This is a genomic window from Paraburkholderia sp., assembly GCF_035656215.1.
Lineage (GTDB): Bacteria > Pseudomonadota > Gammaproteobacteria > Burkholderiales > Burkholderiaceae > Paraburkholderia.
Genome location: NZ_DASRSY010000293.1, coordinates 1 through 11,107, shown reverse-complemented (window position 1 = coordinate 11,107; position 11,107 = coordinate 1). Strand labels below are relative to the sequence as shown.

Annotated in this window: 8 protein-coding genes; 4 read left to right on the top strand and 4 right to left on the bottom strand. The window is 62.2% G+C overall.

Annotated features, from left to right (window positions below; all coding sequences use genetic code 11):
* Positions 1–1,033, top strand: a 1,033-nt coding sequence (locus VFE81_RS16440) for an efflux RND transporter periplasmic adaptor subunit (protein ID WP_325045613.1), incomplete at its 5' end; no start/stop codon positions are given.
* Positions 1,030–4,077 carry an efflux RND transporter permease subunit gene (locus VFE81_RS16435; RefSeq protein ID WP_325045612.1) on the top strand — a complete coding sequence of 1,016 codons (3,048 nt, stop codon included), beginning with the start codon at positions 1,030–1,032 and terminating at the stop codon, positions 4,075–4,077. The genes VFE81_RS16440 and VFE81_RS16435, both read left to right, overlap by 4 nt.
* A gap of 917 nt (positions 4,078–4,994) precedes the next feature.
* Here VFE81_RS16435 and hpnK read toward each other — a convergent pair.
* Genes hpnK through VFE81_RS16420 form a run of 3 tightly spaced genes read right to left on the bottom strand, consistent with a single transcriptional unit; the run spans position 4,995 to position 7,581 of the window.
* Entirely contained in the window at positions 4,995–5,819 is an 825-nt protein-coding gene (gene hpnK, locus VFE81_RS16430; protein ID WP_325045611.1) for a hopanoid biosynthesis-associated protein HpnK, read from the bottom strand.
* On the bottom strand, positions 5,809–7,071 hold the full coding sequence (hpnI, locus tag VFE81_RS16425) for a bacteriohopanetetrol glucosamine biosynthesis glycosyltransferase HpnI (RefSeq protein WP_325045610.1): 1,263 nt from the start codon (positions 7,069–7,071) through the stop codon (positions 5,809–5,811). Before hpnI ends, hpnK begins: the two co-directional genes overlap by 11 nt.
* Before the next feature lie 12 nt (positions 7,072–7,083).
* A complete protein-coding gene (locus VFE81_RS16420; protein ID WP_325045609.1) occupies positions 7,084–7,581 on the bottom strand; it encodes a hypothetical protein in 498 nt (165 codons plus the stop codon).
* Between the two features lie 184 nt (positions 7,582–7,765).
* On the opposite strand from VFE81_RS16420, the gene VFE81_RS16415 reads away from it, so the two are divergent.
* Together VFE81_RS16415 and VFE81_RS16410 are read left to right on the top strand one after the other, a co-directional pair.
* Positions 7,766–8,425 carry a response regulator transcription factor gene (locus VFE81_RS16415; RefSeq protein ID WP_325045608.1) on the top strand — a complete coding sequence of 220 codons (660 nt, stop codon included), beginning with the start codon at positions 7,766–7,768 and terminating at the stop codon, positions 8,423–8,425.
* Positions 8,425–9,825 carry an ATP-binding protein gene (locus VFE81_RS16410; RefSeq protein WP_325045607.1) on the top strand — a complete coding sequence of 467 codons (1,401 nt, stop codon included), beginning with the start codon at positions 8,425–8,427 and terminating at the stop codon, positions 9,823–9,825. The genes VFE81_RS16415 and VFE81_RS16410 overlap by 1 nt, the downstream gene beginning before the upstream one ends.
* Before the next feature lie 7 nt (positions 9,826–9,832).
* Here the strand turns inward: VFE81_RS16410 and VFE81_RS16405 are convergent, their stop codons facing one another.
* The gene (locus tag VFE81_RS16405) at positions 9,833–10,864 is read right to left on the bottom strand and encodes a flippase-like domain-containing protein (protein WP_325045614.1); all 1,032 of its coding nucleotides are present in this window, start codon (positions 10,862–10,864) and stop codon (positions 9,833–9,835) included.
* Positions 10,865–11,107: the final 243 nt, after the last annotated feature.

The window sequence follows — 11,107 nt, the reverse complement described above, 5'->3', positions numbered from 1 at the left end:
GCCCAGCGCAGCCAGTGCGCCCGCGGGCGTCGATGCAGCCGACCCATCCGTCGTATCCGTGCAGACTGTACGCGTGCAGCGCGCCGTCATCGCGCAACCGGTACGTGCGTATGGCATCGTCGCGGCGTCCGCGTCGAATCTGACCACCGTCAATCTGCCGTACGTCGCGCGTATCGTGCAGATACGCGTGCAAGCCGGGCAGAGCGTGACACGCGGCACACCGCTTTTTGTCGTGCAAGCCGACCCTGCCGCAGTGCTCGCCGCCACGCAGGCAAAAAGCGCCGTGACGCTGGCACAAGGCGAACTTGCGCGCACGCAATCGCTGTACGACAAAGGGCTTGCCACGCAATCGCAACTCGCCACCGCGCGCAAGGCCGTCGAGGACGCGCAACAGGCGCTCGTCGCGCAGAATCAGACGGGTGTCGCGAGTGGCAACAAGGTCATCGCGGCGCCGATCGACGGCGTGGTGTTGCAGGTATCGGCGGCACAGGGCGATCAGCTGCAGCCCGGCGCCGCGATCCTGCAACTGGCCGGCGGTAGCGGCAAGGACGCGCGCGCGAACGTCATGCTCGGCGTCGAGCCCTCGGACGTCCCCGCTATCCATGCCGGCGACACGGTCACCCTGCACGGCTTGTCCACCTCGCTCGCAAAGGCCGCGACGGATGGCCGTGTGGTGCTGGTCGGAGCGTCGGTCGATCAACCGAGCCAGCTCGTCAACGTCGGCGCGAACGTCCCGCTCGGACAGAGCGCGTTTATTCCGGGCACGCGTGTCAGCGCCGATATCGCGACGCGCAGCGGCACACATTGGGTCGTACCGCGTGCCGCCGTACTGAAAGACGACAAAGGCGCGTACGTATTCCAGATCACGCAGCAAAACAAGGCGCGCCGCGTGGCAGTGGTCACGCAGGTCGAAAACGGCGACCGCTACGGCGTGGACGGTTCGATCGACGGCGCGCAAGGCGTCGTCGTCAGCGGCAACTATGAGTTGAAGGACGGCATGGCGGTGCGCTCTGGTGGAGGCGCGCCGCGATGAATTTCGGTCAATGGATGCAGAAGCACCGGCGCTCGTTGCTGTTCGTGATCGCGTTGCTGGCGATCGCGGGCGCACTGACCGCGTTTCGTCTGCCGATCTCGCTGTTCCCGAACGTCGCGTTTCCGCGCGCCGTCGTTTCGCTCGACGCGGGTGACCGCCCCGCCGAACAGATGGCGACGCTCGTCACGATGCCGGTCGAAGAAGCGCTGCGTCGCGTGCCGAACGTACGCGACGTCGAATCGACCACGAGCCGCGGTTCGGCGGCAATCTCGATCAATTTCGACTGGGGCACCGACATGGCGCAAGCCACGTTGCAGGCGCAGTCGGCAATCAGCGAAATCCTCGCGACGCTTCCGCAAGGCACCTCGATGCAGGTGCGGCGCATGGACCCGACCGTGTTTCCGGTGCTCGCGTATAGCCTGACGTCGAAACAGCAGTCGCTGTCGGCGTTGCACGATCTTGCGCAGTTCCAGATGCGCCCCTTGTTGTCGTCAGTGGAAGGCGTGGCGCGCGTCGAAGTGACAGGTGGCGCCCAGGACGAATTCGAAGTCGCGATCGATCCGGCGCGCCTCGCCGCCTACAAGCTCTCGCTTTCCGATGTATCGAAAGCAATCGGCGCGAGCAACGTGCTGATGGCCACGGGCCGCATCGAGGATCACTACAAGTTGTACCTCGTGATCGCCAACAGCACGATCACGCAACTCGATGAACTGCGCAACGTGGTGGTGTCGGCCAATGGCGCGACGCAAATCCGCCTCGGTGACATCGCGACGGTCCGTCAGGGCGTCGTGCCGCAATGGATGCGCGTCACCGCCGACGGCCAGGACGCCGTGCTGCTCAACGTCTACCAGCAGCCGGGCGCGAACAGCGTGGCAATGGCCAAGGCAATCCGTGCGAAGCTCGCCGACTTCCAGCATCAGATGCCGGCGGGCGTGCATCTTTCGAACTGGTACGACCAGAGCGAACTGGTTGTCGCCTCGGCGACCAGCGTGCGCGACGCGATCATGATCGGCGTGGTGCTGGCCGCTTTCACACTGTTTGCCTTCCTGCGCAACTGGAAAATCACCGCGATTGCGGTCGCGCTGGTGCCGGTCGTGATGGCCGCCACGATCCTGCTGCTGGACGTGTTCGGCATGGGCTTCAACATCATGACGCTCGGCGGGATGGCCGCCGCGGTCGGCCTCGTGATCGACGACGCGATTGTGATGATCGAACACATCGTGCGACGCATGCGCGAAGGTGGTGCGCACCAGTTCCACGGCCGCGTGATGGCGGCGGCACTCGAATTCACGCGGCCGCTTGCCGGTTCGTCGGCAGCGACGCTGATCATTTTCGTGCCGCTCGCGTTTCTGTCTGGCGTGACGGGCGCCTTCTTCAAGGCGCTCTCAGTGACGATGGCAAGCGCCCTGTTCATTTCGTTTCTCGTCACCTGGCTCGCGGTGCCGATTCTATGCGACCGCTGGCTAAAACCGAAGGACGCCGAGGAGCACAAGGAAACCCGCTTTGCTTCATGGATGAACCGGCGCTACGGCTTTCTGATCGAGCGCGTGACGGCACGCCCGATCCTCGTTCTGCTCGGCCTGCTGCCGCTGATCGTGGTGGCTGCGTTCGCGTTCACGCGGGTGGGCAGCGGTTTCATGCCGAGCATGGACGAAGGCGGTTTCGTGCTCGACTATCACACCGACCCGGGCACGTCCGTGACCGAAACCGACCGGTTGATGAAGCAGATAGAAGGCATCATCCGCGCAAATCCGAACGTCGCAACTTACTCGCGCCGCACCGGCGCCGGTCTCGGCGGCGATCTGAACGAGCCCAACAAGGGCGACTTCTTCGTGCGGCTGAAATCGAGCGGCCGTGAGCCGATCGAAACAGTGATGGAAGAGATCCGCTCGAAGATCGAGACGCAGGTGCCGGGCGTGAATATCGAACTCGCCCAATTGATGGAAGATCTGATCGGCGATCTGACCGCGGTGCCACAGCCGGTCCAGATCAAGATCTACTCCGACGACCAGAACACGCTCGACACTACCGCACGCAAGGTAGCCGCGCAGATCGGCAAGATTCAGGGCGTGGTGGACGTGAACGACGGCATCAACCCTGCCGGCGACGCGCTCGAACTGCACATCCGGTCCGAGGCCGCGGCGGCCGAGGGCATGGACCCGCAGTCGATTGCGCAGGCGGTTTCCGACATGGTGGAAGGCAATGTAGCGACGCAATTTCAGACCGGGCCGAAGACGGTGGGTGTGCGGGTGCGCGTGGCCGGCGCACTGAAGCTAACCGATACGCAACTGGGGCAATTGCAGATTCGCGCACCGGACGGCCATCTGTTCGCGCTGAATCGTGTCGCCGATCAGGTGACGGTGACTGGCCAGCCGGAAATCAGCCGCGACAACCTCAAACGGATGGTGGCCGTGACGGCGCGAATCGATGGCCGCGATCTCGGCTCGACAATCGCGGACGTACAGAAGGCGCTGAGCGACAAGAGCCTGTTGCCGACCGGTGTGTATTACGAGTTGGGTGGTTTGTACCAGCAACAACAGATTGCCTTCAAGGGTTTGTTGAGCGTGTTCGGTGCCGCGATTGCGTTGGTGTTTGGCTTGCTGCTGTTTCTGTACGAGCGCTTTCGCGTTGCGCTGGCGGTGATGGCGATGCCGTTGCTTGCGGCGGGCGCGGTGTTTATTGGGTTGTGGATTACCGGGATCGAGTTGAACATCTCCGCGATGATGGGGATGACGATGATTATCGGTATCGTGACTGAAGTGGCGATTTTTTATGTATCCGAGTTGCAGGGGCTGATTCGGGATGAAGGTGTCGGGTTTGAGGAAGCGCTGATCGCGGCTGGGCGGAATCGGTTGCGGCCGATTGCCATGACTACTATTGCGGCTATTCTGGCGCTGTTACCGTTGGCTTTTGCCCTCGGGCAAGGGTCGGCTATGCAGCAGCCTTTGGCGGTTGCCATTATTTCTGGGTTGATTGTGCAGTTGCCGTTGGTGTTGTTGTTGTTGCCTGTGGTTTTGAAGTTGTTGATGAGGGAGGTTATATAAAGTAGGTTTTTTTCCTGCGCGGCGCTTGGTTTTTTGCCTGTGGTGTTGGGGTTTTTTTCTTGATGTGTTTGGATGCTCGGCGCTTGTTGTCTGTGTTTTTATGGTGTTGGCTTTTCCTTGTTTTCTTGTTGGTTTATTAGCGTCGCCCCTGTGCGGGGCAGGCACCTACTTTTCTTTGCCTGCTGCAAAGAAAAGTAGGCAAAAGAAAGCAGCTCACACCACTAGCTCTTAAGCGGGTCCCTCGCGCAGTGGCGGTAGTGGTGCATCTGGAATCCGTGCCCTCGCACATTCGACCTTGGTGACAAGGGCGTCATACTTCCGGCGGCGCTGCGCGCGCCGCAGCGGTAGTTCATCAAATCGCGCGCTATTGTCGATGCCCCGCCCCCCTCAAACTGCGTGCTGTTGTTGCCGGCGCATGGAGGAAATTCGGCAAACCACCAGCTATCGCCGCGCTCACTGCTTCTTCATTGGGTCGACAGGAGCTTCGGGCGTTAGGGGTGCGCAAGTGGTGGCTAGCCGCTAGTGCGCCCGGCGGCACTTCCACGGCCATCCGGCGTTTTCAGCTTATGACCAAGGCGACGCCGATGGCCCCCGCCCCAGCAAAACAAATCCGGCGGTTTTTAGCGCACCCTTCCGGCGAGCACGCAGTGCGAGGCGGGAAGCATGACAGCCTTGTCACGAACGCGAAATGTGCGAGGGCACAGATTCCAGATGCTCCACTGCCGCAACTGCGCGAGGGACCCACTTAAGAATTAGCGGTGTGAGCCGCTTTCTTTTGCCTACTTTTCTTTGCGGCATGCAAAGAAAAGTAGGTGCCTGCCCCGCACAGGGGCGACGCTAATAATCCAATAAGAATTCAAGGAAAGGCCAACGCCACAAAAACACAGACAACAAGCGCCGCGCAGGCAAAAAAACCATCACACCTTCAGCACATCCCCAAACCCCCCGACCCGGACACCCAAATCTCGAATCGCATCAGCAACCCTCACCGACAAGAGCGCCTCCAACTCCTCAGCATGCCGATAATCCCGCATCCCATGCGTCAAAACCTTATCGCCTGCAAAGGCTGGATGGCAATAAATCTCCCCCACCCCGTTGGGCAAATCGGCAAGCGCGGCAAGCCATACCGCCTCATCCATCCGCCCACTATTAGCAATCCCAACAACATAATCGTTATGCACGATCTCAGCCCGATCCAGCCTCGCCCGCACCCTTGAGATCCACGGCCGCAACCACAGCGGCGCGCTAGCCTCGAACGGCAATCGCATCGCCCGCATCCCATACTCGCGGCCGATCTCCAGAATCAAACCCAGCACCGTCGGATGCAAATGAAAATGCTTGTGCGTGTTGACGTGATCGAGCGCCAACCCCGTCTTCGCAAAAGCCTCGAACTGCGCGCGAATTTCTCGCGCCAACTGTTTTCGAACATGCGGCAAAAAGAAAAATCGTACCCCGTCCCGCACCATGTTGTCGCCAAAGCGGCCGTGCTCGTCAAGCAATGCCGCAATCCCCGCACGCGGCGTAACCGCGTCGCCATCGGCCAGCACGAGATGCAGGCCGACCCGCAACGCCGGGAGTGCGTGAGCACGCGCCACCGCATCGTCCGCGGCAGGCGCACCGATCATCAGGCTCGCAGCCGTCAATACGCCGTGCCGGTGCGCCTGCTCGACCGCCAGATTCACCCGTGGATGCAGGCCGAAATCGTCAGCGGTGACGATCAGCCCGCATGGCTTAGCCGCCATCCGAAGTCTCCATGACATCCATTACGGCCAACGTTGCACCCTGCGTCATCGACGCAGACGCCTCGACCGGCACGCGTGCGCCACGCCACACTACATGCGAGCCGAACGCGCCCGCGAGCCATTGGAATACCAGCAAGGTATCGCGCAACGGCACAAGCGGCAAGTCACGCCAGAAAGTACGTTCATGACGCGCGGCACGCAGATGCAGCAGCATGCGCGCGGCAAAACCGGCCGCGGTGCTGGCGACGCTCGCCAGCACCGCCCACAAGTGCACGCCGTCGAACGGGCCGTGTGCGAGGCGGCCGGTGAGCCACGCGCCAACAAAGAGCCACGGCGTCGGGAACGTGATGAACAAAAATGCAAAGCCAAGCGGGTTCACCGAGCGGATTGTGCGCAGCCAGCGCGTCTCGCGCTGCCACAAGGCGGAGAAAGTCGGCTCGATGACATCGGTGGCTACCATCACGCGCGAAAGCACCGTGCGAAGGCCGAGCGCGCGCACGTGTTCGGCAAGCCAGTAATCGTCCGCGAGACAGTTTTTCAGCGCGTCGAAACCACCGATGCGCTCGAGCGTCGCGCGGCGCAAAGCGAGGGTCGCGCCGAAACCGAAGCGGCGCGACCCCGCCGCATGCGCGACGCGCACAGACGGTGCGAACCACTCGTTGATGAATAGCGCACCGAGCCTCGGCCAGAAGCCGCCGACGCCTTGCGCCACGTAGAGACAGGTCACCACGCCCACGCGCGGATCGGCGAGCGGAGCCGCCACGGTGTCGAGATAATCGGCTTCGACTGCAATGTCGCTATCCGCAATCACGATCACGTCATAACGCGCCCGCTCCGCCATGTTGATCAGATTGCTGACCTTGAGATTGCTGCCGTGCACGCGCGTATCGACCGCGAGCTCGATATCGCGCATCGGATAAGCGGCCTGCAAACGGCGCACCACGGCAATGGCGGGATCATCCGGCGACGACACGCCGAGCACGAGCTGAAAATGCCCATGGCGCTGATCGCAAAAGGTTCTGAGATTCTCGTAGAGACGCGGCTCGGCGCCGCACAGCGGCTTGAGCACGCTGACACCGACATTCGCAAAAGTAGGCAGAGGATGGGAAGCCCGGACGGCACCACTCGCGGTCCGCACGCGGCGCACCGCGAAGAACGGCATGGCCACGGCAGCCAACATCGCATAGAACGACGCCGAGACGCAGCCGAACAACAAAAGCAACTGACATGCCGTCAATGCGTGCGCTGCCATCGCCTGCGTCCGTTAGTGCCCGGCCAGCACGAACGGTCTGCCCGTGCAGCGCAGATGAAGAATGACGAACCAGCGCCGCGGACAATCCGCTTCAATCAGAATGGGCCGGCCGGCAGGGGTTGCGCGGCGGCCCTGAATGGCGAGGTCGAAAGCGGTGTGCGCGACCTGGCGCATCGCGATGACCCCACTCACGATCAGCGCGAGAGCAAGCAACTGAAACCTTGTGGAACTGAAAACCTGCTGGGAAACCGGCAACACCAGGAGTGCCAGCAATACGAGCACTTCAGCTCCCATGGCCGTGAGCGTAGCCGCCATTAGATGGGCGCGCAGCATATCGACGGTGACTCGCTTCATGGCTTGGTCTCGTGACATGAAGGAACGCGCGGTGACGTGCAGCGGCGCGATTCGCCGCGAGAACGTGCCGACAAAAGCGCCGACCGTACATTCCATCGATGTGCTTACGATTAAGTTGCGATGATCTGACAACACGACGTAGTTTCGCGTGCTCATGTCGGCCACGCGACAGTGATCTGTTGACGGTCGATACTAGCGATTCAAGCTGAAGGAAACCTTAAGGAAGAAAGAGGTATAAAGCGTGTCATGAACATGACCGTTACACTTCGGGCGTACGGTCCAGTGTTTGCTTAAAATCTGTCACCGCCATGCAATAGACATCGAACGGAATTTCTCCCCCATGCGCGTACTCCTCGTAGAAGACGACGACCTGATCGGCTACGGCATCGAAGCAGGACTGCGTCAAGCCGGTTTCACCGTCGATTGGGCTCGCGACGGCCACAAGGCCGGTCTCGCGCTCGACACCACCGCCTATGCGCTGGTACTGCTCGATCTCGGCTTACCCAGGGTATCGGGTATGGAACTGCTGAAACGGCTGCGCGACGCCGGCAAGGACGTGCCGGTGCTGGTGCTGACCGCGAGAGGCACGGTGGTGGATCGCGTCGACGGCCTGGAAGCCGGCGCCGACGACTACCTCGGCAAGCCCTTTGACCTGACTGAGCTGATTGCCCGTTGCCGGGCCTTGCTGCGTCGCGCGCAAGGGCGCAGCGTTGAAGTGATCCGCTACCAGGATCTGACGGTCAATCCCGTCGCGCAAACAGTCGAAATCAGCAATGCACGCGTGCCCCTCACCTCGCGTGAATGGGCGATCCTGATGCAACTGCTGACCAATCAGGGCATCCCCCAGTCGCGCTCGCAACTCGAAGAGAGTTTGTATGGATGGCAGGAAGAAATCGAAAGTAATGCGATCGAGGTGCACGTGTCCAATCTGCGAAAAAAACTCGGCGCCAAGCTGATCAGAACAGTGCGCAATATTGGCTACGTGATAGAGAAAACATAATGTCGGCATCCATACGCCGCCGCCTGATGCTGCTGGTCCTGACCAGCATCGTGCTGATCTGGGGTATCGCGCTGATATCGAGCTATCGTCAGGCCAAGCGCGAAGTCGGCGAATGGGAAGCGGCGCGCCTCGCGGAGATCGCGCAAATTCTCGCGCTGCTCGATGAACGCAATCTGACCACACTGGCCAATGCGCGCATCGATTTGCGCGAAGAAGAAGAAGGCGGCGAAGCCGGCGCGAACGACAGCGACGACGACGATTCCTTGCCGCGCGACGCGCTATTCCAGGTGCGCAGCGCGAACGGCGACGTGCTGGCGGGCAGCCCGCAATTGCGCGCGCTAAAGGCGTGGGATCTACCCGTACCATCCGCAAGCGGCGCGCAAAACATGACGCTGGGTGGTCAGGTATGGCACACGTTCACTTTGCGCGACACCGCGCTCGGCAACACGGTGCGCGTATTCGAGCCGGCCAATACGCGCAGCGACCTGGTAAGCGGCGTCGCGAGCCGGATCGCCCGCCCGACGCTCATTGCGCTGCCGGTGCTGGCGCTGCTGGTGTGGTTCAGCATCGGCTGGAGTCTGGCGCCGCTCAAGGTTCTCTCCGGCGCCATTCGCGGGCGGGACATCAACCGGCTGGAACCGGTCGACATCGGCCGGGCGCCGACTGAGGTGCGGCCACTCGTCGACGCGATCAATCTGGTGCTGTCGCGCTTGCGGCACTCCATCGAGCGCGAACGCGCGTTCACCGCCGACGCCGCCCATGAACTGAAGACGCCACTTGCCGCCATCAAGGTGCAGGCACAGGTCGCGCTGGCCGAACCGGATACGGCATTACAGCGGCTGGCGATGGAACGCGTGGTGCAAGGCGTTGATCGCAGCGCGCGGCTCGCGGAGCAGTTGCTGCTGCTCGCGCGTCTGGACGTGCATGAAAAACTCTCCACCGCGCCCCTTCGGCCCGCAGCGGTGGCAAAAGACGCGCTGCTCGCCAACGAACGCAATGCGCAGCAGAAGAACATTCGCGTGACGCTCACTGGCGAGATGCGCGCCGAGATCAATGCGGAGCCCGTACTCATCGGCATCCTGCTCGACAATCTGCTCGATAACGCAATCAAGTATGGACGCGACGGCGGCAACGTCGAAGTGGCCGTGCAATATGAAGTCGGCCGGGTGCAGCTCACCGTGCGCGACGATGGCCCCGGCGTCGTGCCCGGCGATCTCGCGCGCCTCACGAACCGGTTTTTCCGCGCGACCGGCAATCACGCCACCGGCAGCGGGCTGGGCCTCTCGATCGTCGCGCGGATCGCCGAGCATTTCGGTGCGGACCTGCATCTCGGAACGGGTATCGGCGAGCACGGCCTCGCGGTGGAAGTGTCGTTTCCTGCTTATGCGGGAGAGGACTGAGACCGCACTAGCGCTGACTCGCTTCGCCAACACCCGTGCGCCCTACCCGTTCTGCACGCTCCACCCGTTTGGGCTCGCGATTCGACGATTCGGCAAACTGCCACGCAATGAGTCCGGGCACGAAGATCACCAGATCACGAATGCGTCGGGCACCGGCGAGCGCGAGGCAGATGGAAGGATCGAGACCCAGCGCGCCGCCGATCAGAATAAAACCGCCCTCCTGCACACCCAGACCGCCCGGCACGAAAAAAGCCGCGCTGCTGATTGCCTGGATCAGTGATTCGATCACCACCGCTTCGACCAGCGTGACGTGAACGCCGAGAAAGTACAGCGCGAGCCAGATTTCGAGCGACGTCAGGAAGCACTGCAGCGGTTGCCAGAAGAACAGATAGCGAAGCACCGCGCCGCGCCGGCGCCAGATCAGCTTGATAGCCTGATCGATCTGAGCCGATTGTCCGACGAGCGCGGCGAGCTTGCCGCTCGTCATACGATTCAGCGCGCGCGTGATGCGCTCGAACGGACTGGCATGCTGCACGAGTGCGAACAGCACCAGCAGCGGCGTCAGCACCACCACGCCCCACGCCAATTGCCCGGCGAGCCGCAGCGTGTCGGAGTGCGCATGCGCGAACAGAAAACCGATACCGACCATCGTGAACAGCAGCTGGCTGATCACCGTGAGTTGCATATCGACGATGATGCTGCCGACCGCCGTAGACGGCCGCACGCCCCAGCGCCTGAGCATCCGGAACGACACCACCTCGCCGCCGATACGCGCCACCGGCAACATGCTATTGACGGATTCGCGCACCCAGACCAGATGCAGCATATTGGCAATGCTGGGCCGGTTCGCGCCGCGAATCAGCGAGCGCCAGTCGCAGGCATTGGCGATCATCGGCAGCACGTGCGCGATCGCCGCCAGCAAGAGGCCGGCACCCGCGGCACGCAGTGCGCCGAGCACGGCGCCAGGATTGTCCTGCCAGACCAGCCACAGTGACACGAGCAGGCCGGCAAGCGCGGCGACACGGCCGAGATGCTTCATCACGCGGCCACCCTTCGCGCGTGCTTCACATTTGCTGCATTGCCCTCTCTACGCTCTTGCAAGTACTCACGCATCATTGCTTACCCAACCTGCTGTTCATCCGCCAATCCGTCCTGAGCCACCGACAACAGGCCGTCGCCATCCACCTTGAAACTGAAACCGCGCCAGATCACGCGCGAGGACCAGAAACTCGCCACGAAAATCGAAAACGATACGATATCCCATAACGGCAACAGCCACAGG

Excerpts from the sequence above, each read along its gene's own strand:
- VFE81_RS16415 (WP_325045608.1), top strand. The coding sequence starts at position 7,766 with ATGCGCGTACTCCTCGTAGAAGACGACGACCTGATCGGCTACGGCATC.
- VFE81_RS16405 (WP_325045614.1), bottom strand. The coding sequence starts at position 10,864 with ATGAAGCATCTCGGCCGTGTCGCCGCGCTTGCCGGCCTGCTCGTGTCA.
- hpnK (WP_325045611.1), bottom strand. The coding sequence starts at position 5,819 with ATGGCGGCTAAGCCATGCGGGCTGATCGTCACCGCTGACGATTTCGGC.
- VFE81_RS16420 (WP_325045609.1), bottom strand. The coding sequence starts at position 7,581 with ATGAGCACGCGAAACTACGTCGTGTTGTCAGATCATCGCAACTTAATC.
- VFE81_RS16410 (WP_325045607.1), top strand. The coding sequence starts at position 8,425 with ATGTCGGCATCCATACGCCGCCGCCTGATGCTGCTGGTCCTGACCAGC.
- hpnI (WP_325045610.1), bottom strand. The coding sequence starts at position 7,071 with ATGGCAGCGCACGCATTGACGGCATGTCAGTTGCTTTTGTTGTTCGGC.
- VFE81_RS16435 (WP_325045612.1), top strand. The coding sequence starts at position 1,030 with ATGAATTTCGGTCAATGGATGCAGAAGCACCGGCGCTCGTTGCTGTTC.